At 71.9% G+C, this 25,930-nt stretch carries 25 protein-coding genes and 1 tRNA gene; 13 read left to right on the top strand and 13 right to left on the bottom strand.

The annotated features are described in order from the left end of the window. Positions 1–350: 350 nt before the first annotated feature. The 3 genes from IE317_RS34765 to IE317_RS34755 form a co-directional block, all read right to left on the bottom strand. The gene (locus IE317_RS34765) at positions 351–2,246 is read right to left on the bottom strand and encodes a glycosyltransferase family 39 protein (RefSeq protein WP_229903059.1); all 1,896 of its coding nucleotides are present in this window, start codon (positions 2,244–2,246) and stop codon (positions 351–353) included. A gap of 376 nt (positions 2,247–2,622) precedes the next feature. After that, positions 2,623–4,134: a sensor histidine kinase gene (locus IE317_RS34760; protein ID WP_229903058.1), complete on the bottom strand. Its 1,512-nt coding sequence runs from the start codon at positions 4,132–4,134 to the stop codon at positions 2,623–2,625. Further along, complete coding sequence (locus IE317_RS34755) at positions 4,112–4,861, bottom strand: response regulator transcription factor (RefSeq protein ID WP_308443415.1); 750 nt, start codon at positions 4,859–4,861, stop codon at positions 4,112–4,114. The genes IE317_RS34760 and IE317_RS34755 overlap by 23 nt, the downstream gene beginning before the upstream one ends. A 168-nt stretch (positions 4,862–5,029) precedes the next feature. On the opposite strand from IE317_RS34755, the gene IE317_RS34750 reads away from it, so the two are divergent. From IE317_RS34750 to IE317_RS34735, 4 genes are all read left to right on the top strand, one after another. Beyond that, on the top strand, positions 5,030–5,638 hold the full coding sequence (locus IE317_RS34750) for a hypothetical protein (protein WP_191315612.1): 609 nt from the start codon (positions 5,030–5,032) through the stop codon (positions 5,636–5,638). 105 nt (positions 5,639–5,743) lie between these two features. After that, positions 5,744–6,898, top strand: coding sequence for a sensor histidine kinase (locus tag IE317_RS34745; protein ID WP_191315611.1), 1,155 nt, complete (start codon positions 5,744–5,746; stop codon positions 6,896–6,898). Further along, on the top strand, positions 6,895–7,551 hold the full coding sequence (locus IE317_RS34740) for a response regulator (protein ID WP_191315610.1): 657 nt from the start codon (positions 6,895–6,897) through the stop codon (positions 7,549–7,551). Before IE317_RS34745 ends, IE317_RS34740 begins: the two co-directional genes overlap by 4 nt. Positions 7,552–7,560: 9 nt before the next feature. After that, positions 7,561–7,746, top strand: coding sequence for a hypothetical protein (locus IE317_RS34735; RefSeq protein ID WP_191315609.1), 186 nt, complete (start codon positions 7,561–7,563; stop codon positions 7,744–7,746). A gap of 61 nt (positions 7,747–7,807) precedes the next feature. Here the strand turns inward: IE317_RS34735 and IE317_RS34730 are convergent, their stop codons facing one another. Then, positions 7,808–8,254, bottom strand: a complete 447-nt coding sequence (locus tag IE317_RS34730) for a nitroreductase family deazaflavin-dependent oxidoreductase (protein ID WP_191315608.1) — start codon at positions 8,252–8,254, stop codon at positions 7,808–7,810. 125 nt (positions 8,255–8,379) lie between these two features. Here IE317_RS34730 and IE317_RS34725 point away from each other — a divergent pair, with 125 nt between their 5' ends. Beyond that, on the top strand, positions 8,380–9,051 hold the full coding sequence (locus IE317_RS34725; RefSeq protein WP_191315607.1) for a TetR/AcrR family transcriptional regulator: 672 nt from the start codon (positions 8,380–8,382) through the stop codon (positions 9,049–9,051). Positions 9,052–9,088: 37 nt separating this feature from the next. Further along, positions 9,089–10,612 carry a 3-hydroxyacyl-CoA dehydrogenase gene (locus IE317_RS34720; RefSeq protein ID WP_191315606.1) on the top strand — a complete coding sequence of 508 codons (1,524 nt, stop codon included), beginning with the start codon at positions 9,089–9,091 and terminating at the stop codon, positions 10,610–10,612. 64 nt (positions 10,613–10,676) lie between these two features. On the opposite strand, the gene IE317_RS34715 is transcribed toward IE317_RS34720, so the two are convergent. Both IE317_RS34715 and IE317_RS34710 read right to left on the bottom strand, forming a co-directional pair. Continuing rightward, the gene (locus IE317_RS34715) at positions 10,677–13,658 is read right to left on the bottom strand and encodes a PQQ-dependent sugar dehydrogenase (RefSeq protein WP_191315605.1); all 2,982 of its coding nucleotides are present in this window, start codon (positions 13,656–13,658) and stop codon (positions 10,677–10,679) included. Positions 13,659–13,770: 112 nt separating this feature from the next. Then, positions 13,771–14,442 carry a L,D-transpeptidase gene (locus IE317_RS34710; protein WP_191315604.1) on the bottom strand — a complete coding sequence of 224 codons (672 nt, stop codon included), beginning with the start codon at positions 14,440–14,442 and terminating at the stop codon, positions 13,771–13,773. A gap of 219 nt (positions 14,443–14,661) precedes the next feature. Here IE317_RS34710 and IE317_RS34705 point away from each other — a divergent pair, with 219 nt between their 5' ends. After that, positions 14,662–15,159 (top strand): hypothetical protein, encoded by a 498-nt coding sequence (locus tag IE317_RS34705; protein WP_191315603.1) that lies wholly within the window; start codon positions 14,662–14,664, stop codon positions 15,157–15,159. Here the strand turns inward: IE317_RS34705 and IE317_RS34700 are convergent. Then, positions 15,149–16,039, bottom strand: coding sequence for a serine/threonine-protein kinase (locus IE317_RS34700; protein ID WP_191315602.1), 891 nt, complete (start codon positions 16,037–16,039; stop codon positions 15,149–15,151). The two genes, IE317_RS34705 and IE317_RS34700, sit on opposite strands and share 11 nt — an antisense overlap. Before the next feature lie 8 nt (positions 16,040–16,047). Next, complete coding sequence (locus IE317_RS34695) at positions 16,048–17,742, bottom strand: HsdM family class I SAM-dependent methyltransferase (RefSeq protein ID WP_191315601.1); 1,695 nt, start codon at positions 17,740–17,742, stop codon at positions 16,048–16,050. A 78-nt stretch (positions 17,743–17,820) separates the two neighbouring features. Here IE317_RS34695 and IE317_RS34690 point away from each other — a divergent pair, with 78 nt between their 5' ends. The 6 genes from IE317_RS34690 (at position 17,821) to IE317_RS34665 (ending at position 22,893) form a co-directional block, all read left to right on the top strand. Continuing rightward, the gene (locus IE317_RS34690) at positions 17,821–18,573 is read left to right on the top strand and encodes a PP2C family protein-serine/threonine phosphatase (RefSeq protein ID WP_191315600.1); all 753 of its coding nucleotides are present in this window, start codon (positions 17,821–17,823) and stop codon (positions 18,571–18,573) included. A 27-nt stretch (positions 18,574–18,600) separates the two neighbouring features. Then, a tRNA-Ser gene (locus tag IE317_RS34685) sits at positions 18,601–18,685 on the top strand. A 529-nt stretch (positions 18,686–19,214) separates the two neighbouring features. Further along, positions 19,215–19,475 carry a hypothetical protein gene (locus tag IE317_RS34680; RefSeq protein WP_003056176.1) on the top strand — a complete coding sequence of 87 codons (261 nt, stop codon included), beginning with the start codon at positions 19,215–19,217 and terminating at the stop codon, positions 19,473–19,475. Between the two features lie 5 nt (positions 19,476–19,480). Further along, complete coding sequence (locus IE317_RS34675) at positions 19,481–19,726, top strand: hypothetical protein (RefSeq protein WP_003056173.1); 246 nt, start codon at positions 19,481–19,483, stop codon at positions 19,724–19,726. Between the two features lie 36 nt (positions 19,727–19,762). Further along, positions 19,763–22,492: an FtsK/SpoIIIE domain-containing protein gene (locus IE317_RS34670; RefSeq protein ID WP_191315599.1), complete on the top strand. Its 2,730-nt coding sequence runs from the start codon at positions 19,763–19,765 to the stop codon at positions 22,490–22,492. Then, positions 22,489–22,893 (top strand): hypothetical protein, encoded by a 405-nt coding sequence (locus tag IE317_RS34665; protein ID WP_191315598.1) that lies wholly within the window; start codon positions 22,489–22,491, stop codon positions 22,891–22,893. Before IE317_RS34670 ends, IE317_RS34665 begins: the two co-directional genes overlap by 4 nt. Here the strand turns inward: IE317_RS34665 and IE317_RS34660 are convergent. Genes IE317_RS34660 through IE317_RS34640 form a run of 5 tightly spaced genes read right to left on the bottom strand, consistent with a single transcriptional unit; the run spans position 22,890 to position 25,918 of the window. Then, positions 22,890–23,303, bottom strand: coding sequence for a YbaB/EbfC family nucleoid-associated protein (locus IE317_RS34660; protein WP_191315597.1), 414 nt, complete (start codon positions 23,301–23,303; stop codon positions 22,890–22,892). The two genes, IE317_RS34665 and IE317_RS34660, sit on opposite strands and share 4 nt — an antisense overlap. Continuing rightward, positions 23,300–23,656 carry a hypothetical protein gene (locus IE317_RS34655; protein WP_191315596.1) on the bottom strand — a complete coding sequence of 119 codons (357 nt, stop codon included), beginning with the start codon at positions 23,654–23,656 and terminating at the stop codon, positions 23,300–23,302. The genes IE317_RS34660 and IE317_RS34655 overlap by 4 nt, the downstream gene beginning before the upstream one ends. Next, positions 23,653–24,225, bottom strand: coding sequence for a hypothetical protein (locus tag IE317_RS34650; protein ID WP_229903057.1), 573 nt, complete (start codon positions 24,223–24,225; stop codon positions 23,653–23,655). Before IE317_RS34650 ends, IE317_RS34655 begins: the two co-directional genes overlap by 4 nt. After that, positions 24,225–25,427 carry a putative T7SS-secreted protein gene (locus IE317_RS34645; protein ID WP_191315594.1) on the bottom strand — a complete coding sequence of 401 codons (1,203 nt, stop codon included), beginning with the start codon at positions 25,425–25,427 and terminating at the stop codon, positions 24,225–24,227. The genes IE317_RS34650 and IE317_RS34645 overlap by 1 nt, the downstream gene beginning before the upstream one ends. Further along, positions 25,424–25,918, bottom strand: a complete 495-nt coding sequence (locus tag IE317_RS34640; protein WP_191315593.1) for a hypothetical protein — start codon at positions 25,916–25,918, stop codon at positions 25,424–25,426. Before IE317_RS34640 ends, IE317_RS34645 begins: the two co-directional genes overlap by 4 nt. Positions 25,919–25,930 lie beyond the last annotated feature (12 nt).

The raw sequence follows: 25,930 nt of genomic DNA, 5'->3' as shown, positions 1-25,930 counted from the left end.
CCAAACGAGTGACCGTCGCCCGGGTCAGCCTGCGAGATCGACGCGTTCGAGATCGTCGGGGAGATCGTTTCTGTCGGTCGACCGGCCAATATTCCGGCAGGCGTGTGCGCGGAGCGCGTGCAAGTGCACGGCCCGAAGTCCCTCGTCGTTAGGACGACAGCGGGGGGTGCCGACGTCCTCACCCAGAGCGAATCGACGACTCCGAACGGTCGTTCGGAATGAGCCGGGCACGCTCCGGGAATTCGAACACCTGTCCGCATCCGCCGATACCGCACCGGTCTGGAATACGCCGAATGATTCCCCGACTGTTAACACGCTTGAAACAATTCAAGCGGGCTGTCGAATTTCTATCAAACGACAGATTTGGTGAGGTCGTAAACGGTCGTGCCGCCGACGGTGAACGGCGCGAAGTTCTGCTCGACCCAGGTCTGGATCTGGCCGGCGGTCCCGCGGCCACCGCCGAAGCCGCCGCGGCCACCGGCGACGTAGTAGTGGATGTCGCCGTCGGCGACGTACGCCTGGAACTGCGCGAGCGTGGGCGCCGGGTCGCTGCCGCTGAAGCCGCCGATCGCGAGCACCGGCCGCCCGCTCGCCAGCGCCAGGCCCGCCGACTGCATCGCGCCGCTCTGCGCCGCGGCCCACTTCGTCGTCGTGCTCTTCAGCAGGTCGATCACCGCGGAGTCGATCTCCCCCGCGCCGAAGCCGCGCTGCCCGCCGAAGCCGCGTCCACTCGCGACGGCCGGGCCGGAGGACGGCGTCCCGCCGGAGTGCGCGTTCGCCGCCGTCGCCAGCGTGTAGGACGTCATCCCGAGCAGCGCGCCGCACAGGCCGAGCACCGCCACCACCGGGCCGGCCCGCCGGACGCGGTCGGCGCCGAAGAGCAGGCCCGCGACCGCGGCGGCGCCGGACACCAGGAGCGCGTAGCGCACCCACGGCTGCCAGTCCGGCGTCCGCGCGAGGAGGACGAAGGCCCAGACCGCCGTCACCGCGACCATGACGGCGAGCACCGCGCGGGCCGCGAAGTTCGCCCGGCCGCGCCAGAGCTCACGGGCGGCGATCGCCAGCGTCGCGGCGACCCCGGGGGCCAGCGCGACCGTGTAGTACGGGTGGATGATGCCGCTCATGTAGCTGAACACCAGCGCGGTGACGACCAGCCAGCCACCCCACAGCAGCAGCGCCGCCCGCGTGCGGTCGGTGCGCGGCGCCCGGCGGGTGAACCACAGGCCGGCGACCAGCCCGATGACCGCGGCCGGCAGCAGCCACGACGCCTCGCCGCCGAACTCGCCGGAGAACAACCGCGTCAGGCCGGTCTGACCCCCGAAGCCGCCGAAGCCGCCCCGGCCGCCGGCGGGCAGTTCCACCCCGGCGGGCGGGGTGAACACCCGGCCACCGCCCCCGCCGCCGCGTCCTTCGCCGAAGATCCGGCCGAGGCCGTTGTAGCCGAAAGCCAGTTCCAGCACGGTGTTGTCGGTCGAACCGCTGATGTAGGGCCGGTCCGCGACCGGCCACAGCGCGACGGCGGCGATCCACCACCCGGCGGAGACGACCACCGCACCCGCCGCGGCGAGCAGCTGGCCGATTCGGCGGCCGAGGGACGTCGGCGCCGCGACCGCGTAGACGAGCACGAACGCGGGCAGCACGAGGAAGGCCTGCAGCATCTTGTCCAGGAAGCCGAAGCCGATCGCGACGCCGGCGAGCACCAGCCATTTCGTGCTCGCGTGGTCCAGCGCCCGCACCACGCAGTAGGCACCGGCGACGAGGAGCAGAACGAGGAAGGCGTCGGGGTTGTCGTAGCGGAACATCAGCGCGGCGACCGGCGTCAGCGCGAGCCCGGCCCCGGCCAGCAACCCGGCACCGGGTCCGGACAGCCGCCGCACGGCGAGGTAGAGCAGGCCGACGGACGCGACGCCGGCGAGCGCGTCCGGTACGAGCAGGCTCCAGCTGGAGAAGCCGAAGAGCCGTCCGGACAGCCCCATGACCCACAGCGAAAACGGCGGTTTGTCGACGGTGACGACGTTGCCCGGATCGAGCGAACCGAAGAACAGCGCCTTCCAGCTCCACGTCCCGGCCTGCACGGCCATCGCGTAGAAGTCGTTGGCCCAGCCGATCTTCGCCAGGTCCCACAGGTAGAGCAGCCCGGTGCCGAGCAGCAGCGCGGCCACGGAAGGCCTGACCCACCGGGGTTTCCGGACCGGGACGGGCGGCTGGGGCTGGGCGTGTCCGGGCGCCGACAGCGTGGTCGTCATGGCGTTCACCGTGTCGGCGGTGCATGTGGTGAACTTGTGGCCAAGCTGTGCGCCGGCTGTGCATCAACCCCGGACGGATGAGCATGTCGGAGAACGGGACGGCGGAGTACGCGGGCGAACCCGGCCTGCCCGAGCTCGTCCGGCGGGCCGTGGACGCGGCCGCGCGGGCGGGGTTCGGCTGCTCCTGCCAGGCGGTGTCCAGGCCGGTCCAGCGCGGAAGCCGGTCCCGGCCTCGCCGATCGTGCCACCCGCGACCCCGCCGGCGAGCAGCTGCAGCAACCGGCCCTTAGCGGGGTGCACTGCGGCACCCGGACCTGCTCGCCACCGAGCTGCGGCTGACACCGGACCTCGCGACCGTCGTCGCCCGCTACCCCGGCTAGGCAGGCGGGGGCGCCTCCGGGAAGGTGATCTCGAACTCCGTGCGCCCCGGCCGGCTCTGCACCCCGACGCGGCCGCCGTGCGCGCCCACCACCGCCGCCACGATCGCCAGCCCCAGCCCGGTGCTCCCGGCCGCGCGCGACCGGGAATTGTCGCCGCGGGCGAAGCGCTCGAAGATGTCCGGCAGGATTTCCGGCGGGATGCCCGGGCCGTCGTCGGCCACCCGGAGCCGGACGATTCCGTCCGATGTGGACAGCGTGGTCGTCACCGTGGTCCCCGGTGGGGTGTGCGTGCGCGCGTTGGCCAGGACGTTGATCACCACCTGGTGCAGCTGGCCCGCGTCGCCGAGGACGCCGATCGGCTCGCCGGGCACGTCCATCAGCCACTTGTGGTCCGGGCCCGCGACGTGCGCGTCCGCGACCGCGTCCGCCACCAGGCGGCACAGGTCGGCCCACTCGCGCACCACCGGGCGGCCGGAATCCAGCCGGGCGAGCAGCAGCAGGTCCTCCACCAGCGTCGTCATCCGGCGGGACTCGGACTCGACGCGGCTCATCGCGAACGCGACGTCCGGCGGCACCTGCTCGCCGCCGCGCCGGGTCAGCTCGGCGTACCCGCGGATCGCCGCCAGCGGGGTGCGCAGTTCGTGGCTGGCGTCCGCGACGAACTGGCGGACCCGGTTCTCGCTCGCGTGCCGCGCGCTCAGCGCGTTCGCGACGTGCTGCAGCATCCGGTTCAGCGCCGAGCCGACCTTGCCGACCTCGGTGTTCGGGTCGGTGTCGGCCTCCGGGACGCGTTCGGACAGCGCGACTTCGCCGCGGTCCAACGGCAGTTCGGAGACGCGCGTCGCGGTCGCCGCCAGCCGGTCGAGCGGCTGCATCGTGCGCCGGATCGTCGCCGCGCCGACCGCGCCCGCCACCAGGATCCCGGCCAGCGCGACGCCGCCGAGGATGAACCCGAGCTGCCAGAGCGTCTCGTTGACGTCCTTCAGCGGCAGGCCGATGACCGTCTTCTCGCCGCGCGCCGACGTCGTCGAGACGACGCGGTACTCGCCGAGGCTGCCACCGAGGTCGATGCTGCGCTGCTTCCCGTCGGACGGCAGCTCCAGCAGGCGCAGCGCCTGGTCCGCGGGAACGGGCTTGAACGGCGCCTTGCGCTTCGACACCCCGACCAAGCTGGAGTCGATCACCGCGGCCGAGGCCTTCGAGCCGGTCTGGACGACGGCGAGCGTGCCGTCACCCTGGCCGAGCACGCGCAGCGCGTCCGGCGGTGGCGGCGTCTCGCCGTACTGCCACGGCGGCGGCCGCTCCCCGCTGTGGCGGGCGCGGTCGCTCGCCGCCGCCAGCCGCTGGTCCTGCTGGCCGATGAGGAACTCGCTCAGCGCGAACTCCGTGACGACGCCGACGACCAGGCACACCAGGGCGAGCAGCGCGGCGAGCTGGACGATCAGCCGCCGCCGCAGCGACCAGGGCCGTCGAACGCGCTTCGGTTCAGCCGGCGGGCTTGAGGACATACCCGGCGCCCCGCATGGTGTGGATCATCGGCTCGCGGTCGGCGTCGATCTTCTTCCGCAGGTAGGAGATGTAGAGCTCGACGATGTTGGCCTGGCCGCCGAAGTCGTAGCTCCACACGCGGTCCAGGATCTGGGCCTTGGACAGCACCCGCTTGGGGTTGCGCATGAGGTAGCGCAGCAGCTCGAACTCGGTCGCGGTGAGCGGCACCAGGTCGCCGCCGCGGTGCACCTCGCGGCTGTCCTCGTCCAGGGTGAGGTCGCCGACGACCAGCGTCGACCCGCTCGCGCCGGTCACCCCGCCGGCCCGGCGCAGCAGCGCGCGCAGCCGCAGCGCCACCTCTTCGAGGCTGAACGGCTTGGTGACGTAGTCGTCGCCGCCCGCGGTGAGCCCGGCGATGCGGTCCTCGACCGCGTCCTTCGCCGTCAGGAACAGGACGGGCAGGTTCGGCGCCTCGGACCGCATCCGGCGCAGGACTTCGAGACCGCTGAAGTCGGGGAGCATGACGTCGAGGACGACGGCGTCGGGGCGGAAGTCGCGCGCGATCCGGACGGCCTCGGTGCCGTCGCCCGCGCTGCGCACCTCCCAGCCCTCCATCCGCAGGGCCATCGACACGAGCTCGGCCAGCGTCGCCTCGTCGTCGACGACGAGGACCCGGACCGGGCTCCCGTCGGCGCGGCGGAGGTCGGCCTTGCCGGGGCCGGATGACGTGGCGTTCATAGCGGTCATGGTGCCACCTTCCCGGCCCGGCGTCGGTGTTCGCTGTGCGCTCGCTGTGCATTTGCTGTGAAGGTTCGCGCGTTCGAGGCACAGCGAGCGCTGACGCTCCCCACAGCTCAAACACAGCCGCGGCGGCGAACCTGAGCAGGACCAGTGTGGGCCCCACCGGAGGACACGATGACGACCGAGCCGATGCCGAACACCCAGCCCGAGGGCGCCAACTGGGGCGACCCGGCCCCGGCCGCGCCGAAGAAGGGCTGGTCCGGCAAGAAGACGGCGATCGCGGCCGGCATCGCCGTGGTGATCGCGGCGGGCGGCGGCGCGGCGATCTGGGCGGGCACCAGCAGCGCCGACAACAACACGGCCCAGGGCCCCGGCGGCTTCGGCGGCCCGGGCGGACCCGGCGGCGGCCAGTTCCGCGGCCAGGGCCCGGGCGGCGGCTTCGGCGGCGGGATGGCGGCGCTCCGAGACGCGCTGCACGGCGACTTCGTGGTGTCGAACGGCAACGGCGGCTACACGACCGAGCGCCTGCAGACCGGCGACGTCACCGAGCTGAGCGCCACTTCGGTGACGTTGACCAGCAAGGACGGCTACAAGCAGACGTACACGCTCGACTCGTCGACCGAGAAGACGGGCGACGTGAAGACGGGCGACACGAACGTGACGGTGGTGGCGAAGGTCGAGGGCCAGACGGCCACGGCAACGTCGCTGGGCAAGGGCTTCGAGCCGGGCCAGCGCCAGCCGGGCCAGCGCCGAGGCGGCTACTCGGCCCGCCCCACGAGCTGACCCCAGCGCCCCAAGCCGGGAACGCTCCGGTGCCGCGCACCCCCCTCACGCCGCATCGGGGCGTTCCCACCTCCTTCGCACCGCGGTTAGGGCACAGTTGCGGGTGTGCAGGACATCCGGGGATCGCTGAGACGGCAGTCGCTGCTGGTCGCGCTCGTCTGCGTGGTCTGCGACGCCGCTCTCTTCGTCCTCCGCGGTCCGCTCGGCGAGGCCGGCTGGCGGGCCTGGGCCGTGCTGCTCGCCGGGGTCGCCGCCAACGCCGCGCTCGCCGGGGCCGCCCGGTACTCCGGGTGGGTCGCGCTCGCCCACGCCGTCCTCTACGCCAGCGCGCCCGTCCTCCTCTGCACCTGCCAGGGGTACGTCACCGGGAACAACGCCGGGATCCTCATCGCCGGCTACCGGGCCGGCGCCTGGCTGCGGACCCGGCCTGCCGTGCTCGCGCTCGGGGCGCTGCTCGCCGGGGTCGCCGTCGGCTGCATCGAGGGCGGCGGGCGGACGGCCGCCGACTGGCGGCTCATCGTCATCAACGTCAGCGTCTCCGCGCTGCTGCCGTGGCTGGTCGGCCGGTACACGACCGCCCGGCGCGCCTACATCGCCGATCTCGAGCGCGAAGCCGACGAACGCCGCCAGCAGCAGGAAGAGGCCGTCAAACGGGCCGTCCTCGAGGAACGCACCACCATCGCGCGCGACCTGCACGACGTGATCTCCCACCACGTCAGCGCCATCGGCGTGCACGCCGGCGCCGCCCGGCTCGGCCTGCCCGAGGGCGCCGAACCGGCCCGGAAGTCGCTCGGCGCCGTCGAATCGGCGAGCCGCTCGGCGATGGCCGACCTGCGGCGGCTGCTCGACCTGCTGCACGCCGAAACCAACGTCGAACAGCCCGGCCTGGACAACCTCGGCGAGCTGGTCGAGACGGTCCGCGCGGCCGGCCTGCCGACCCGGCTGACGCTGCGCGGAGAGCCCCGCGAGCTGCCGGGCTCGCTCGACATCGCGCTCTACCGGATCGCCCAGGAGGCCCTGACCAACGCCCTGCGCCACGGCGAGGGCCCGGTCGAGGTCGAGCTGAACCTCGGCCGCACCGAGGTCGTGCTCGTGGTGACCAACGGTCTCCGCGAAAACCGGACGGCCGAGAACGAGCACGCGCACCGCGGCCTGGCGGGGATCCGCCGTCGCGTCACCCTGTTCGGCGGCCAGGTCTCCTACGGCGAAACCGGCGGGCTCTGGCAGCTGCGCACGACCTTCCCGGTGGAGAGCACATGATCCGCGTCCTGCTGGCCGACGACCACGCGATGTTCCGGTCCGGGATGCGCGCGCTGCTCGACACCCAGCCCGACTTCACCTGCGTCGGCGAGGCGTCCGACGGCCGCGAAGCCGTCGCCGAGACCGCCCGCCTGCGCCCGGACGTCGCGGTCCTCGACGTCCGGATGCCCCGCCTCGACGGCCTCGCCGCGACCGAGGCGATCCTTTCCGCGCCCGGCAACGACACCCGCGTCCTCGTCCTCACGACCTACGACGCCGACGAGTACGTCTACCGCGCGCTGCGGGCCGGGGCGAGCGGGTTCCTGCTGAAGAGCCTGGCGCCGGAGGAGCTGGTCGCGGCGATGCGGGTGGCGGCGCGCGGGGACGCGCTGATCGACCCCTCGGTGACGCGGCGGCTGGTGGCGAAGTTCGCGTCGGTCCTCGAACCGGCGGCGGCCGAACCCCCGGAGCTGGCCCGGCTGACCTCCCGCGAACGCGAGGTGCTGCTGCTGCTCGCCGGCGCCTGCAGCAACGCCGAGATCGCGCGGAAGCTGCACGTCGGCGAGGAGACGGTGAAGACGCACGTGTCGCGCGTGCTGAGCAAGCTCGGGCTGCCCGACCGGGTGCACGCCGTCGTCTACGCCTACCGCCACAAACTGGTGCCGCCCGCTTAAGCTGGACGCATGAGGCGGTGGATCACCCTCGCGGCCGGGGTCGTGCTCGTGCTCGTCGGCGCCGTCTGGGTGCTGCAGGGCATCGGCGTCATCACCGGCAGCTTCATGACCGGCCAGAAGCTGTGGTTCCTCATCGGGCTCGTCGCGTTCCTGGTCGGCGTGGTCCTGGTCGCGGCCAACCTGACGCGGCGGTGACAACCGGGGCTTCGCCCCGGGCCGGGGGCTCCGCCACCCGGACCCCCGAAAGCGCGCAAACCTACTTCGTGAAGATCTCGAAGATCGGGTAGCCCGGCGCGATCTCGCGCAGCTTCTCGTCCGAGGCCTTGGCGTCGACGCCGTCGAAGAACACGCCGACCTCGAACTTCCAGCGCTTGAGGTAGGCGCGCAGGATGCCCGGCTTCTCGTCGTCGGCCAGCTCGCGGAAGGTGAACGCCTCGACGCGGCGGCCGACGCGGAGCGTGCCCTGGCCGGCCGCACGCAGGTTCCGCACCCACTGCGTCTCGCCGCGCGGGGCGACGAGGTAGCGGACACCGTCGACGGTCAGCAGGTTGACCGGCACCGAGCGCGGCTCGCCGCTCTTCCGGCCGACGACGGTCAGCACCCGGCTGCCCCAGACGCTCAGGCCCAGGTTGGTCAGCTTCGCGACAGCCTCGTTGAAGACGTTGGTGGACTTCTTCGGCTTGATGTAGCGGGTGGCGGTCATGGTGTCCTCCGAAGTTTGGGAGAGCAGTGCTCTCGGTTAAGAGCAGTGAACACCAGAGCGCTGCACACTGTCAAGAGCAGTGCTCTCTATTTTGTGCAGCGCTCTCGTCATGGCACACTGATCACATGACCGCCACCCGCACCGCGCGTGAACGTGCCCGCGCCGAACTGACCCAGGAGATCAAGGACGAAGCCCGCCGCCAGCTCGCCGAGGTCGGCGCGCACGGGCTCTCGCTGCGCTCGGTGGCTCGGGAGCTGGGCATGGTGTCGTCCGCGATCTACCGGTACTTCCCGAGCCGCGACCGGCTGCTGACCGACCTGATCGTCGACGCCTACAACGCCATCGGCGAGGCGGCCGAAAAGGCGGACCCGGGCACCGGCGACCTGCGCGAACGCTGGCTGGCGATCTGGCAGGGCACCCGCGACTGGGCCCGCGCGCACCCCCATGAGTACGCGCTGATCTACGGCTCGCCGATCCCCGGGTACGCCGCACCGCAGGACACCGTCGTGCCGGCCTCCCGGGTCGCGCTCGCCCTGGTCAAGGTCCTCACGCACACCGAGCTGCGGGACGTCGACGGCGAGGTCCCGCCCGAGCTGCGTGCCCAGGCCGAGACGCTGACGAAGGCCCTCGGGATCATCGCCGGCCCCGAAACCGTGGCCCGGCTGCTCATGGCCTGGACCCAGCTGTTCGGCGCGATCAGCTTCGACCTGTTCGGCCAGTACGTCGGCAGCGTCGATCCGGCCGACGCGTTCTTCGCCCACTCGGCGAGGCGGATGGCGGAGTTCGTGGGGCTCTAGGCTGAGGCGGGAGTCCAACGGCGGAAGGCGGCACGACGTGACGGGGTGGGCCGGGCAGGTCGGCAGGATCCGGGTGATCGGGACCGGGGTGATGGGCCGCGGGATCGTCCAGCTGGCCGCGACCGCGGGGGTGACCGTCGAGCTGGCCGACGTCCGGCGCGAGGCCGTCGCCGACGCGATCGAGTACGTCGGCGGGATGGTGGACAAGCTCGCCGCCAAGGGCAAGCTCACCGGCGACCCGCAGGCGGTGAGGGACCGGCTGATCGCCGTGGACGCACCCGACGCGCCCGCGGACGGCGTCGACCTCGTGGTCGAAGCCGTCCGGGAGGACCTCGCGACGAAACGCGCCCTGTTCGCGAGCCTCGAACGCGTCTGTCCACAGAAGACGATCTTCGCGACCAACACGAGTTCGCTGTCGGTCACCGAGATCGCCGCCGCGCTGGCCGACCCCGGGCGCCTGCTCGGCCTGCACTTCTTCAACCCCGTGCCGCTGATGCGGCTGGTCGAGGTGGTGCCGGGCGCGCGCACGCACGCCTGGCTGCCGGGCGAAGCGCTCGAGCTGGTCAAGAGCTGGGGCCACGAGCCGGTGCTGGCGAAGGACGCCCCCGGCTTCCTGGTCAACCACGCCGGCCGGGGCCTGAACACCGAGGCGCTGCAGATCCTCGCCGAGGCGCTGGCCGAGCCCGCCGACGTCGACCGCATCGCGCGGGACGTCCTCGGCCTGAAACTCGGCCCGTTCGAACTGCTCGACCTCACCGGCCTCGACGTCTCGCACGCCGTCCTGGAAAGCATCTGGAGCGGCTTCCACGGCGACCCGCGGCTGCGGCCGTCCTGGTTGACCCGCCCGCGCGTCGCGGCCGGCCTGTTCGGACGCAAGAACGGCGAAGGCTTCTACTCCTACCCGGACGGCAAGCAGCAGGTCGCCGACGAGCCCGCCGCCCCGCCGAAGCCGGCGAGCCCGGTGTTCACCGCGGACGAGCACCTCGCCCGCGCGCTGTCGTCCGCGGGCGTCCAGGTGGTGTCCGACGCCTACCCGGACGCCATCCTGCTCGTGCCGCTCTACGGGGAATCCACAGTGGACGCCGCGACCCGCGCCGGGCTGCCGTTGGACCGCGTCGCCGGCGTCGATCCGCTGGGCGGCTACGAACGCCGCCTGACGATGTCCGTCCACCCGGGACTCGACCCGGCGGCGGGCCGCGCCGCGTGGGGTGCACTGGCCGCCACCGGGCACCCCGTGACCGTGGTCCGCGACGGGCCCGCGCCGATCGCGCAGCGCCTGCTGGCGTCGATCGTCAACACGGCTTGTTTCATCGCGGGCCAGCAGCTGGCCACCCCGGCGGACATCGACACGGCGGTCCGCCTCGGCCTCGGCTACCCCCGCGGCCCGCTGGCCTGGGGCGACCTCGTCGGCGGCGACGTGGTGCTGCGCATCCTGCGCGGCCTCAGCGCGGCCACCGGCGACCCCCGCTACCGGCCGAGCCCGTGGCTCACCGAGCGCGTCGCCCTCGGCCTGCCGCTGACGACGGCCGGGACCACCCCGGCAGGCCTGCGTCAGTCCTAAGAGGACTTATCGGACGGCCTGGACTTCGTCGTCCGTTTCGAGGTGTTGAAGAACTTCGTGGCGGTCACCAGCGACGATCTCGGGGCCCGGCGTAGGTGTAGGTGATGTAGCCGCCCTCGAAGTCGCTGCGCCACCCGCTGCTCGTCGCGTACTCGTCCGACTTCGGGTAGTGCAGGTAGGAGTACTCCCAGCCGAGCGCCGCCCAGCGCTTGCGGATCTCGCCCTTCACCACGTGGGCGCCCGTGGACCACGTGTAGTAGATCGAGCCGCCGGCGGTGAAGTGGTTGTACCGGCCGCGGCCGTCCGGCGTGCCGAGCTCGTCGGTCGCCGGGTAGCCGAGACCGCGCTCGTAGTCGAGCGCCGCCCACTTCTTCCGGATCTCCCCGTAGATGGCGTGCGCACCCGTCCACGGCGTGCAGTAGATCGACCCGACGTTGCCGTTCTTGACGAAGTGGTTGTAGCGGGCGACGCCGTCCGGCGTGCCGAGCTCGTCGGTCGTCGGATACCCGAGACCACGCTCGTAGTCCAGCTCCGCCCACTTCTTCCGGATCTCCCCGAAAATCGCGTGCGCACCCGTCCACGGCGTGTAGTAGATCGACCCGGCCGTGCCGTCCTTGACGAAGTGGTTGTAGCGAGCCACCCCGTCCGGCGTCCCCAGCTCGTCGGTCGTCGGATACCCGAGACCACGCTCGTAATCCAGCTCCGCCCACTTCTTCCGGATCTCCCCGAAGATCAGGTGCGCGCCCGTCGCCGGCGTGGAGTAGATCGAACCCACCGTGCCGTTGATGAGCGTGTGGTTGTACTGGGCCACCCCGTCCGGGGTCGTCAGCGTGTCGGACAACGGCGGGCCGAGCACGCTGTGCCCGCCGTAGGCGAGGTACTTCTCCAGCACCGGTCCGGTGATGTACCGGGTGCCGGTTTCGGCGCTCCAGTACATCCGGCCGTTCGCGTACACCCGGTAGTGGACCGGGCCGTCGGTGATCTCGGCCGCCGCCGGCGCGCCGAGGGTCGCCCGCACCGCCGCGTCGGCGTCGTAGCGCTGGTCGATCGGGGTCGTGTAGTTCGCCGTCAGCGTCAAGTCGGTTGCGCCGACCGTGATGACCCAGGTCGGGTCCGCAGGACCACCCTGCCAGCCGGAGAACTTCGAAGCGCCGTCGGTGGCCAGCGGCGCGGCCTCGACGTCGAAGGAAGCGCCTTCGGTGACCATGGCCGAGCTGGCCCCGCCCGCCACCGGGATGCTCAGCGCGGCGGGTTGCGTGCCGCGCAGCGTGATCCGGTGCTGCCGCGGCATCGCCGTGTACGTCTTGGCCGTGGAGACACCCGCGCTGTCGGTCACCGTCGCGGTGAATTCCATCCGGGAGTCCGGGTGCCCGGTGAACGCCTGCGAGAAGCTCTCGCCGGTCCCGCCGACGCCCGGGTGCGAGTGGCACGTCGCTTCGCTCGGGCAGTGCCGCACCGCCGTGGTCCAGGTGATCGGCAGGGCTCCGTCCTCGGCGTCGGTCGCGGTGGCGCGCACGGAGACCGTCTGGTTCACGGCGAACGTCGTGGCCGCGGGCGGGGTCAGCGTGAGCACCGGGGTGCGGTTGCCGGGCGCGACCGCGATGGTGGCTTCGCCGGTGAGCCCCAGCGGGTCCCGGACGCGCAGCTTCGCGGTGAACGACGCGGGGCCCGCCGCGTAGGTGTGCGACACCTTCGGACCGGCGTCGGCCGCGGTGGCGCCATCGCCGAAGTCCCAGTCGTACCCGAGCACGTCGTTGTCGTAGTCGACCGAAGCCGAGCCGTCGAACGACACCGTGCGGGTGTCCGGGTCCGTCGACGTCGTGGCGTTCGCCACCGGCGCGGTGTTGCCCGCGGTGTAGGCCAGCCGGCGCAGGGTGCCGGACACGATGTCGGCGTAGACGATGTCGCCGTTCGGTGCCGCCGCGAACTTCACCGGACCGCCGACGCCGTCGAAGGCCGGCGGGTTTTCCGGGGCCTGCGCGAGCTTTCCCTGGTCGTCGTACCGCAGCGTCCAGATCCGGTTCGACACGTAGTCGCCGAAGAAGTACCCGCCGCGGTAGGCCGCCGGATAACTGGATCCACTGTAGACAATGCCGCCGGTGATGCTGTTGCCCGTCATCACCCCGTCGCCGTGCGGGAGCTCGAACAGCGGCGGCTGGTTCGGCACGCCGGCGCACCCCGGGAGGGAGCTGTAGCCCGGCGTCTGGTGGTTGCCCTCCCAGCACGGCCAGCCCTGGTTGGCACCGCGCTGGACGACGTCGAGCTCTTCCCAGCTGCCCCAGCCGACGTCGCCGCCGACCGGCAGGCCGAGGCTCGGGTCGAGGCTGAAGCGGAACGGGTTCCGGAACCCGCGCGCGAACACCTTGCTCGCGGTCGCGCCCGGGGCGGCCGCGTCGTAGTAGGGGTTCCCCGGCACACCCTGGCCGTCGGCGGTCAGGTGGAGGAGCTTGCCGTACGGCTGGTCGACGTCCTGGGCGCGCAGCGCGCCCGGGTCGACCTGCCGGTAGTCGCTGTCGTCGCCGACGGACAGCCACAGCGTCCCGTCCGCGGCGGCGAGGACGGTGTCGATGCCGTGGACGTCGAAGGTGCCCGGCGCCTCGAACACCGGCCGCTCACCGGTCAGGCCGGCCGGCGCGCCCGCCGCGTCCACGGTCACGGTGAACCGCGACAGCCGCATGACGAAGCCGCCGGCGGTGTTGATCGACCGCGTGAGGTAGACGGCCCGCGAGGTCGCGTAGTCCGGCGCCACGGCCAGGCCGACGAGCCCGAGGTCGCCGTCGGCGCGGACCGGCAGCGTGGCGATGGTCCGGCCGGTGCCGGTGACCGGCAGCCAGCGGACACGGCCGTCCTTGCCGGTGGCGAGGACGGAGGTGTCGGGAAGGTACGCGAAGTCCGTGAGCTGATACGGCCCCAGCCCGGAGTCGGTGTCCCGGAGCACGAACCCGGGCGGGAGCGTCGCCGCGGCCGCCACTCCGGGGGCGATCACAGGCAGCAACGTCCCGGTCAGGACGGTCGTCAGCAGCAGGCGAAGCTTCCGAAAGGCCATCTGGCCCCCCTTCCCATGCGACTGTTTGTCGCAAGATCAGGAGGGCCAGTTGCAGCAATCCGGAAAAGTTGATCTTAATGTGACCTACACCACGTGACGGTGGGTAGCGACCTTACGGGACGACCTGCACGACGTCGCCGACGTGCAGCGTGTTGAAGAACTTCAGGGACGCGCCTGCCGACAGGTGGATGCAGCCGTGCGAGTACACCGAGAGGCTGCCCGTGTGGAAGGCGTCGCCCGGGTAGAAGAAGACCGAGTTCGGCATCTCCGCGTTGTCGAATTCCTTCGACAGGTGCATCTTCTCCTTGGAGATGACGTGGAACGCGCCGGTCGGGGTCTCGTAGCCCTTGCGGCCCGGCAGCATCGGCACCGGACCGTAGACGACCTTGCCGCCCTCCAGCAGCCACGCCTTGTGCGCGGAGATGTCGACGCAGGCGGCGGTGCCCGCGGACGCGGCCGCCGCGGCGCACGGGACACCGGGGTCCGGCGCGGGCTTCGGGGTCGGCTTCGGCGTCGGCGTCGGCTTGGGCTTCGGCTTGGCCGAGGTGCTGGTCGGCGCCGGTTTCGTGGACGCAGGGGTGGGCGTGGCCGACGGCGTCGGCGCGGCCACGGTGGAGGTGGGCGCCGGGGTGGTGCTGGAGGTCGTCGGCGTCCCGCCGCCGGTCCCCGCCGCGGCGACGGCCCCGCCGCCCGCGTTCGCACCACCGGCCGAGCCCCCGCCGGAGCACGCGGCCAGCACGAACGCGGTGGCCAGCGCGGCCGCTCCCGCCAGAAGCCTCTTCACGATCCGTTACCCCCAGCTGTTTCGATCATCGCGTTTGGACACCGGTAAAGACGGCGTTCACCCGGTCGAGGTTCGTCGGCGAAGGTCACGATTTGGGCAGCTGCCGCTCAACCCGGGGGTGGAGGCCGGAATCCACCCGGATCCGGCCCGTAGACCGACGAATCCGCGCCGCCGGCCGCCGAAGCTGGGGAGACCTTCGAAACCCAGGGGAGCTCCGAAATGCCCGACGTCCTGCTCTACGCCGCCATCGCCGGCCTCGTCCTGTACCGGGTCGTCTACCAGCAGGTCCGCGGCACGCTGCTCAGCCTCCGGACGCTGGTCGTCATGCCACTGCTGCTCACGGTGCTGGGCGGGTACCTGGCCCTGAAAGCGCTGCCCGGCGCGTCCGCGGCCGAACTGGGCGTGCTCGCCGCCGACCTGCTGGTGCTCGCCGGGCTCGGTGTGCTGCGCAGCACCACGACCACCCTCACCGAGCGCGACGGGACGACGTTCCAGAAGGGTTCGGCGATCACGATCGGGTTGTGGGTGCTGACGGTCGCGGTCCGGATCGGCGTGGCCGCGCTGGGTACTGCCCTCGGTGTCGACGGTTCGCTGACCTCGGCGTCGATCGCGCTGACCCTCGGCGTGAGCATCGCGGTGCAGAACGCGACGACCTACCGGCGCATCCAGCGCCGGGGCCTGCCGCTCGCCGACCGGCGCCCGGCGGTCAGCCGCTGACCCGGCCCAGCATCCGCGCGTACATCCGGCCCGGGCTGGGCACCGACGGCGGCACCAGGAACCCCGGCAGCGGCGGCAGCCCGCCGACGAACGCGCCCAGCCGGTCGTACAGCACGGCGGCGCCGGCCGGGCGGGCCTCCGGGTCCTTGGCCAGCACCTCGGCGAGCAGCCGGTTCAGCGGTTTCGGCAGCCCCGGCACCGGCGGCGGCAGCTCCTTGACCTGCCGCTCGAACACCGCGTACGCGGTCGGCCCGTCGAAGAGCCGCCGCCCGGTGAGCATCTCGTGCAGCACGCAGCCCAGCGCGTAGAGGTCGCTGCGCGGTTCGGCGCCGCCCCGCTGGATCTGCTCCGGCGCCATGTACGACGGCGTCCCGAGCAGCTGCCCGGCCCGGGTGAACTGCGCCGCGTCGGCTTCGCGGAGCACGGCCAGCCCGAAGTCCATCACCTTCACGCCGCCGTCGGGCCCGAGCATGAGGTTGGACGGCTTGAGGTCGCGGTGGCAGACGGCGAGCGCGTGGGCGGCGGTCAGCACCGCGCACGCCTGCGCCGCGATCGCCGCGGCCCACGGCACCGGCAGCGGCCCGTGCTCGGCGAGCAGGTCGGCCACCGTCACGCCGTCGACGAACTGCATGACCTGGAACAACCGGTCGTCGTGGGTGCCGTAGTCGTACAGCGTCGGGACGCCGGGGTGGTCGAGCGTCGCCAGGATGCGGGCTTCGCGGGCGAAGCGGGCTTCGAGCTCTTCGTCGCGGCCCGGCAGCCTGAGCAGCTTGATCGCGACGCGGCGGCCCAGCCTGCGGTCGTACCCGCCGTGCACCGCACCCATCCCGCCGCGGCCGAGCGGCAGCTCGTCGAGCTCGTAGCGGTCGGCGATCAGCATCCGTTCCCCTATTGGCCCGGCCTGAGCCGTCCTTCGACAAGTCCCGCGAAGCCTAGCCGGACCAGGTCGCGGCCCGTTTCGGCCGCCTGGCGCAACACGGTGTCGAACTCGGCGAGGTCCTTGAAGATCCCGCCGTACTCCCGCTGAACGGCGATCGGCAGCCGCGGGATCCGCACGCGCCTGCCGTCGATCCGGGTGGACGCCGACGCCGTCGGCAGGTCGGCCGCGCGCAGGCAGCCGGCGAGGAAGTCCGCGTCCAGCCGCTCCGCGTCGACGCGGTACACGGTGAGCCCGGCACCGACCGGCCGCGGCGGTCCACTGTGGACGTACGCGATCCCGGTCACCGACGCGACCACGTCACCCGCCTCGGCCGGCGGGTGCTCGGCGTCCGCGCGCACCGGCGCGTACCTGACCTCGACGACACCGGCCTTGACCAGCTCGCCGATCGTCGTGAACGCCGGTTCGGCCGCCGCCGGTTCGAGCGGTGGCAGCCGCGGGACCAGCTCGGCGAACCGGGCGCGCACGGCCTGGAAGGCCTGGCCCGGATCCTCGTCCCGGGTGCGGCGGCGGGCCGGCGTCAGGTCGACGTCGTCATCGAGCAGGTCGATGATCCGGACGCCGGATTCCGGGTGAGCGCGGAACTCCCGCCACAGTGCTTCCACTGTGGACAGCTCGTCGCCCGCTTCGGCGAGCAGCACGGTGGACGGCGCACGCTCGCCGGGCGACGGCCGGCGCAGCAGCCAGAGGTCGGGCCCGGCCGGCGTCAGCGTGACGACCGCGCGGACCGCGCCCGCGCGCAGCAGGTTGCCGCGGATGCGTTTGCCGCTGCGCCGCCCGGCCGCCGCGCCCGGCATCAGGATCGCCACCGTGCCACCGGGTTCGACGTGCGCGAGGCAGTGCTGCACCCAGGCGAGCTCGGGTTCGCCGCGCGGGGGCAGGCCGTACTCCCAGCGCTCGTCGCCGACCAGTTCGTCGTGACCCCAGGCGCGTTCGTTGAACGGCGGGTCGCACAACACCGCTTCGGCGGTGCGGCCGGCGAAGGCGTCTTCGCGCAGCGCGTCGACCGCGTGGACCTCGGCCTCGACGCCACGCAGGGCGAGGCGCAGGGCCGCGATCGACGCCGTCATCGGGTCACTGTCCTGCGCCAGCACGGTTTTCGCGCCGCTCGCCAGCGCGAGCGCGCCGAACCCGCACGCGGGGTCGAGGATCGTCGATACCGGACCGGCGAGCCGGGCCATCAGCTCGGCGACCGGCTCCGGCGTGGCCGACAACCGGCGTGAATGCGCCTCGAAGTACCGGCGGCACAACAGTTCGAACGCCTCGACCGGGCCCGCCTGTTGCGTCATCTCGCTGAGCAGGGTGAGCAGCTCCGGGTCGTCGAGTTCGCTGTCGAAGGTGTCGAAGACGCCCGCCTGGAAGGCGAAGAAGCCGCCCGCGCGGCTGACGCGCTCGGCGAGGTCGAGGTCGTCTCCGAGGGCGCGCAGGCGCTGCCACGCGCGTTCGCCGGCGCTCAGCTCGAACTTCTTGCCGCGGGCGCGGAACCAGCCGGCGACGGCGGAGAGGCCGAACAGCGGGCTCGACGCCGTGCCGCCGACCGGCTGCGGGAAGTCCGGGTAGCGGCGGCGCCAGTTGCTGACCGCGGCCCGGCCGACCCCGGCGAGCCGCGCGATGTCGGCCGCGCTGACCGTGGCGTCGTCGTCCATGGCGAGGACTCTATCGGAGGATGCTCCATTCAGCCGTCATGCTTGTGAACTCAGTCAACCAATGCTTTCATGGGAGGCATGACATACGATCGGTACGTCCTGCGGTACGCCGCCGGGTCGGACGTCGGCCGGCGACGCCGGGTCAACGAGGACGCGGTCTACGCGAGTTCCCGCCTGCTCGCCGTCGCCGACGGCATCGGCGGTCAGCCGCACGGAGAGGTCGCCAGCGCGACGGCGGTCGACGTGTTGCGCGAGCTCGAAGTCGACCTCCGACGGCTCGATCTGACGAACGTGGACCTGGTCGCGACGCTGGCCGGCGTGGTCAAGTCGATCGACCAGCGGCTGCACGAAGTGGCGTCGCAGGAGCCGACGACCGAGGGCATGGGCACCACGCTGACGGCCCTGCTGTTCGACGGTGTCGAGTTCGCGGCCGCCCACATCGGCGACAGCCGCGGCTACCTCCTGCGCGACGGCGGCCTGCGCCGGCTGACCCGCGACCACACGCTCGTGCAGGCGTTGGTCGAGGACGGCCGCGTCGCCGCCGAGGACGCCGAGTCCCACCCGCGCCGATCGCTGCTGATGAAGGCCTTGCAGACGGCGGGTTCCGGCGACCCGGACATCTGGACGTTCAAGGCCAAGCCCGGCGACCGCTACCTGCTCTGTTCGGACGGCTTGAGCGGCCCGGTCTCCGAACCCACCCTGCGCGACGTCCTGGCGGCGGGCGCGGAGCCGGCCGAGGTCATCCCGGAGCTGATCCGCCTGGCCAACGAAGGCGGCGGCCCGGACAACATCACGTGCGTGGTCGCCGACGTAACCCACCTTCACGGGTGACGGGGGCCATCCGGTATCGTCTCCTGCGGAGGATTGGCCGAGCGGCCTAAGGCGCACGCTTGGAAAGCGTGTTGGGTTCACGCCCTCGCAGGTTCGAATCCTGTATCCTCCGCCGGTTGATCAGGCGAACGCCGGGCAGCTCTTCGCGAGCAGCCCGGCGTTTCGTCTTTCTCGCCCTCTATCACTCGAGTCCCGGCCGCACCGTGCGCGACCCACCGTCGGTATGTCCCGGACATAGTTGTGCGGCACTTCCGGCCCAGCCGAACGTGAAATGCCTTCGGTGCTGCGGAATTCTCCGCCTGTACGAGGAGTTACGAACAGGGCTGACCGAAGGCGCTTACTCCGGTCGCGCTAGTCTCACCAGCACCTCGCCCGCCCCTGTCGAGAAAGGCCAGCAGTGGCACGAAAACCGCTCTGACCTGGGGTAGCGCTGGCCAGCGACTTCAGTGTGCGGTACTGGCGCCGGGACAATCCCCGCACAGACCGTGATCGGCCCGGCCCCGGACGTGACACGTCCGGGGCCTTGCTGATTCCGGGCCCGCGATCACTCGGCAAAGTCTGATGATCACGCTGAGTCGCTGGATCTGTTTCAATGGAATCCGTCCCCGTACGACACCACAGATTCGAGGAGTAGAGGCCCGATGGCCGGAGTCGAAGAGATCCGCGCTGGCATCGCGCTCGCCAACGAGAAGGCGTCCGCGAGCATCGCCGCCCTGCAACAGGCAGCGCAGTCTCTCGAAGAAGCCCAGCAGTCGCTCGCACAGGCGACCCAAGGGAGCAGCCAGCACGAAGTGAGCCAGGCGCACGGACTCCTGGCGGAGGCCCTGCAAGGCATCAACGGCTTGCAGAGCACCGTCCAAGCAAGCATTTCCTCCGCCGACTCCTACTCGGCGCGTCTGTAAGCCGGATGACGCTCGCCGAACTCCACCAGCTGCTCACCGCTGCCGTGACCGGGCTCGCCGACGCGCGCGCCCACTCCGAACGGGCCACAAGCCTGCTCGGGGAAGCCCGGCAAGCTCTCGTGGACGCCCAGGCCAAGGCCGATCCTTGGCTTCCTTCGCAGTACGCACAGGCCGGCGAGGGGCTGGACCAGCTCCTCGTCCGCCTGCACGCCGCCGAGGATCTGGTGAGCGGATACCGGTCGCGCCTGTAATCCTTTTCAGGGGACACCATTTTCTTGGGGACGCCGATGGCCAACAAGTCAGCCGAGCAACGCAACCGCGTCGAGACCGCGCTCGACCGGGTCCGCCACCAGATCGGACTGGTGCTGGGCGCGGCGGCCGGCGCGCGCCAAGCCGCGGAAGCCGACCTCGCCAAGCTCCGGCTGGAGCAGGACATCGTCAAGGTCGGCATGAACCACGCCACGGCCGAGCAGCAGAACGAGTGGTCCCGCCACCCCGCCGCGCACGAAGTGTTCGGCGCGCTCGGCAGCGTGCGAAGCGCTTTCTACACCGATTGGAGCCAAGGTCCCGCGACGCTGCGGGAACTGGTCGCCCAGAACGCACCCGGCGCGGCCGGGCTGCCGCCGGGCGACTGGCTCGGCACGGTCGGCCACAACCCCGGCCTGACGTCGCCCGGGCTGTGGCGCGTCGGCTCGGCCACCGCCGCCGGTGGCGACGCGACCCGCACGTTCGACGTCGCCGTCCCGTTGCTCGACGAGTCGCACCTGGCGATCACGTCGGCACCGAAGACGCGGCCCGCGATCGACGGCATCGTGCAGAACCTGCTGGTCCGCGTGCTCTCCACGTTCGAGCCCGGCGCGGTGCGCGTCCACCTGTGGGACATCGGGCAGCTGACCGCGATCCTGCCCGACCTCTACCCGCTCAGCCAGACCAGCGCGCTTTCGCTGTACGACCCGGGGCGGCTCGAGGACCTCCTCGACGAGCTGGCCGGGCACATCCGGCGCATCCACGCCAGCTGCATGTCCGCCGGGTTCACGTCGCTGCGGGAAATGCGGGCCAGGACCGGTCAACGCGGCGAGCCGTACCGCATCGTGGTGCTCTACGGCAACGGCGAGACCCTCGAGCCCGAGCGCGCCCGCGACCTCAAGCGCGTCGCGAGCGGTGCCCTGGCCGCCGGCATCTGCCTGATCATGGTCGACGTGCCGACCGCGGTGAGCGCGCCCGTCGAGACGCTGAGCCTGCTCGACGACCGGCACGCGATCAGCAGCATGACCGGCACCGACCTGGTCGTCGACCTCGACGCCGCGATGCCGTCCGCGCAGGTGATCCGGGCCGTCGACACGATCTCCAAGGCGCTGATCGCCAAGCAGGGCGGGCCGCGCTCGTTCGACGACCTGCTGCCCGCCGAGCTGGGCCAGGAGAGCTCGGCGCGCGAACTGCGGGCCCCCGTAGGGTTCTTCGAAGGCGAACCGGTCGAGGTCGTGATCGGCGACGCGAGCCCGCACGCCCTGATCGGCGGCCCGTCCGGTTCGGGCAAGACGAACTTCCTGTACGCGCTGCTCGGCAGCCTCGCGGCCCGGTACACCCCGGAAGAGCTGGCGCTGTACCTGCTGGACTTCAAGGAAGGCGTCTCGTTCGCCGGCCTGGCACCGGGCCGGAAGGACGCCAGCTGGCTGCCGCACGCGCGGCTGGTCGGCGTCAACGTCAACACCGACCGCGAGTTCGGCCTGGCGCTGCTCCGGTTCCTGGCCGACGAGCTGCGCCGCCGGTCCGCGGCCGCGAAGGAGCACGAGGTCACGAACCTCGCCGACCTGCGCGAAGCCGACCCGGGCGGGCACTGGCCGCGGATCGTCGCGGTGATCGACGAGTTCCAGTACCTGTTCGCGGGTCGCGACCAGGTGACGGCGACGGCCACGCAGCTGCTGGAGGACATCGCGCGGCGCGGTCGTTCGCAGGGCATCCACCTGGTGCTGGCCAGCCAGGACGTCGCCGGCATCGAGGCGTTCTGGGGCAAGCCGGCCGTGTTCGAGCAGTGCACGCTGCGGATCGCGATGCCGAAGGCGCGGCGCGTGCTGGCCGAGACGAACAACGCGGCGGTGTCGGCGCCGAAGTGGCACGCGGTGATCAACCACGACTCCGGCGTCGCGCACGGCAACCAGCTGGCCCACATCCCGGACGCGAGCAGCAAGAACGTGTTCGTCCGGCTGCAGCACCGGCTGTGGGAGGAGTACGCGGGCCGTTTCCCGCGGCCGCGCCTGTTCGACGGCGCGCACCAGCCGGTCCTGGAGCAGTTCCCGGCCTACCTGGACCTCAAGCCGAACTCGAAACCGCGGGCCCTCCTCGGCCAGTCGATCGACGTCACCGAGACGGCGTGCGGCGTCGACCTGCCGCGCGCGCCCGGCCGCAACGTCGCGGTGCTCGGCTCGGCGACCGCCGAGGCACTGTCCATCATGGACTCGTCAGCGCGGTCGCTGTCCCGGCAGTACGAACCGGGCGAAGTCGAGTTCGTGCTGAGCTGCCCGATCGACGCGTGCGCCCCGGCCGCGCTGGAGCTGACCGAACGGCTGCGCCAGGACAACCACGCGGCGTCGCTGGTGGACGACCTGACCGGCGTCCTGGAGTCGATGACCGGTTCACTGTCGGGCGGCGCCAAGGTGCTGCTGCTCTACGGCGTCGACGCAGCTTTGCCCGCGCTGGAGGCCAAAGCGGTCGGCCAGCTGAAGAGCGGGCTCGACCACCTGCGGGTGCTCCTGAAGCAAGGACCGGGGCACGGCATCCACACGATCGGCTGGTGGCGCAGCATCGCCCGGCTCAAGGATACGCTGGGCTTCGGCGGCACCGACGACATCGGCACGTGGGCGGCGCTCGACGTCCAGGGCAACGAGCTGTCGCCGTTCGCGGCGGGCCAGGTCGTGCACTGGTCGCCGCGGCCGGGCCGCGCGTTGTTCTTCGACCGCACCACCCACGGCGCGCCCGAAGTGATCATCCCGTTCCAGCGTCCGGAGAATGACCGATGACCGACGACGCCACCGCGGCCATGCGGTACAAGGAAATCATCGCCCTTTCCCGCGGCTCGGCGGACAACCTGCGCGAATGGGAACTGGCGCGAGCCGAGGCGCTGGAGGCGGAGATCGAGGCGGCGACGTCGGCGATCGAGGTGGCCACCGAGCGCGAAGCGAGAGCGGCCGAGCGGGCCACGCGCTGGTGGAAGATGGCGCTGCACAACATCCAGGGCCTGCCGTGGCTCACCCCGGGCGACGATCCGCGCCCGGTGCCCACTGCTCGCGCGGCCTACCTGGAGCGGTACCTCGAGGAGGTCAAGCCGAGCTACCAGGAGCTGGTCCAGGCGGTGCTGGCGCTGGGGTGGCGAGCCAAGCGCGCGGCTGCGAAGCGGGGCGAGCAGCCCCCGCCGGCTTAGATGTCGAACACGGTGTCGTAGGGGTCGTCGTCCTCCGCCGGGGTCGGTCGGCGCTGTGGGGTTGCTTGGCGCGGTGGGACTACTTGGTGCGGTGGGGCTGCTTGGTGCGGTGGGGCTGCTTGGTGCGGTGGGGCTGCCGTCCCGTTGCCGGCGGCGACGGCTTCGCGGATGGCCGCGGTGATGGTGCGGCTCAACGTGACGGCGTCGAACCGCATGGCTTCGGGCGCGAGCCGCACCTCGCTGACGACCCCACCGGGCCCGGCCAGCACGGTGACGGACCGATCCGGCGAGACGACGGTCGTGTGGTCACCGCCGGCGATGCCGGCCAGGAGGCGCTGGTTTTCGGCCTTGCGCTCTTCGATCTGCCTGAGCTGCCAGCGCATTTCCTCGATGAGCTGCGGATTGGTCATGGCCTCCCCTGCCACGGTCCCGGACTCGCCGGAGGTGCCTGTTGTGGTGCCCGGAAGAACTCGTAATACCGGCCGAAAGTGTGCTCTGTCATGCCGTAGCCCCGGCTGTGCGCGACCCAGCGGAGGTCTGCTTCGGCCAAGCCGAGTTCCACCATCCGGATCCGGACTCGATCCCGCCCGTCAAGCTCTGCGGCCAGGCGGTACAGCTGCTGTTCACGCGGTTGCCTGCCCCGGGCGATCCGGATGATGCTCATCGTCGCCGAAGCTGCGAGGAGACCGCCGAGTACCACCAGGAGCAGCAGGATCATCAGCGGTGCGAAGGTGTTGTCCGTGCCGGCGGCCAGGTCCGTCATGGCGCTGCCTCGCCGCTCCGGAGACTCCAGGCCACCTTCGCCGTCGCCTCGGCGACCGCGGGCCAGGCGTCTTCGGACTCCGCGATGACCGAAAGGATCACCACGGACCGGCCGTCCGGCAGGGGAATCTGGTACTCCGCCTTGATCTGGGTGCGGACGTCCCGCTCGGGCAGGTGGAATTCGCCCCCGCTGATCGCGACGAGCGCCGGGCCGATGGGGAGCCGGACCGGCTGCACCACCGCGCGCTTGTGCCGGCCGCGGTACTCCTCGGCCATCGCCGCCACCACGGCGTCGCGGTTGCCGGGTGCCTCCGTGGGCCAGTGGGCCACGCCGAGGGTCAGGGTGGCGACATCACCCTTTCGAGGTCCGACCGCGAACTTGCCGAACACCCGGATGCCGTTGGCCTGCATGGTCGGGACCAGCGCCATCAGGTAGCTGCCGAACTGCTCGGGACTCGCCCCGGACGCGACGTTTTCGGCGACCATCCAGGCGTGCCCGCGGTTGAGCCTGTCGTCGTTGCCCACCGGCATGCCCGCGAACCCGGGCGGCAGGTCGATTTCCAGAGGCATCAGTTCCACACCTCGTCTTCCGCCCGGCGGCGCCGGCGGTCCGGCGCGTTGTCGGCCTGCGCTCCCGCATCGGCCGCATTGCCCACCGCGACCGCGGCCCACGGACCAGGACCCGCGACGAGCGTCCCGGCGACGGCCGCCACCTGGCCCATGTCCTTCGGCACCCAGTAGTTCTTGAAGTCGTCCCACGGGCTTTCGAAGTTCTTCCCGGCGACGGCCTCGGCACCCAGCTGGGTGGCCAGCGCACCGTAGGTCGCGACCTTGATCACGGTGTCGGGCATCATCGGGTTGATCCCGGCGAGCGAAGTCGCCGCACCCGCCGCGTCGAAGATCAAGGTCTCGGGTGCCACATCCGCGCCGGCCGCCTTGGCCACCGTGTGACCGCCGAGTGCGGCCAAGCCGAACGTGGTCGCGACGAGGCTCGTGACCTCTCCGGCCGGGGAGGGGAGCACGTCACTCAGGACGCCGAGGCCGTTGCCGATGTCGCCGATCACGTCCGAGAGCTTCGAGACCAGCTCCGCGTGGTCCTGGACGAAGTTCCACGCCTCGTCCACGCCGTCGGCGAGGGTGTTCGACAAGTCGACAAGTGCCCCGCCGACCGCGTCGCTCAGTTTGTCGAGGAGGTCCGGCTCGTCCGGGGCCAGTTCCTTCGCCTTCCGCAGCTGTTCGGCGACCCTGGCCGCGGCCTCCGTGTGCTCCTGCTGGAGCTGCTTCGCCGCGTCTTGGACATTTTGGCAGCCGTCGATGGCGGTCTGGAGCTGCTGGCCCGCGTTGTCCAGGAGACGCTGGGCGAGCTGCAGGGACTGCTGGTCCGGGAACGTCCGGTTGGCCAGCGCCAGGTCGGGGTTTGCTCGCGCCTGCTCGGCCGCCCGGGCTGCCGCTTCCGCTCGGGCCTCCAGGTCGGCCGCGCGTTTCTGCAGGTCACCGAGGTTCTGAGCCCAGCCTTCGAGCGCGTCGGCGGCTCGGGTCATCGATTTGGCCGCGTCGTCGAGGTACTCCGGCAGCGGGCCGACGCGCCGGGCGAAGGCTTCGCTCGCCTCGCCCTGCCAGATGCCCTGCTTGCGGACGATCCGGCGGAGCGCATCGTCGGCTTCGGTCAGGTTGCCGCCCACCGCGCGGTACTTGCCGGCCAGGTCGGTGATGCCGTCGAGGTCGCCGGGCGCCGGGTCGAAGCCCAGGGCCGGGAAGTCGCGGGCGCTCACCGGCCGAGGCCGTTCAGGAGGTCGGTGATGCCGCCGGTCGCGCCGCCGTCCACCGGCCCCTCGCCCAGGTCAGGCTTCGAAGCGAGACCGCCGATCCCAGGCACCCCGCCGGTGTAACCACCGCCCACCGGGCCGCCGGCCGGCTGCCCGATCCGCGGGTGGTTCCCCTTCACCCCACCCGCGGACTCACCACCGGCGGGCCCCAGCTTCCCCAGCTCACCGCCGAACTCGGCCTCGATCTGCTCGTACTTCTGCTTCGCCACCTTCAGCCGCTCCGTCACCTCCGAAGCCGCCTCGCCCAGCTGACCGATTCCGAACCGCCAGGCCTCCTCGAACTCGACCCCGGCCCGGCCCAGCTCGACCGTGCCCAGCGAGCCGAACGCCCCACCGCCGCCGAGCTTCTTGTTGGCCTCGGCCATCCGGTCCGCCGCCGTGCCGAGGTCGTCGATGAGCTTGCCCAGCTCGTCGACCTTCACCGCATAGCCGTCCACGCCACCCTCCCC

The organism is Amycolatopsis bullii (assembly GCF_014654205.1).
Taxonomy (GTDB): domain Bacteria; phylum Actinomycetota; class Actinomycetes; order Mycobacteriales; family Pseudonocardiaceae; genus Amycolatopsis; species Amycolatopsis plumensis.
The sequence above is the reverse complement of the archived record's forward strand: the minus strand, read 5'-3'. Positions and strand labels throughout refer to the sequence as shown.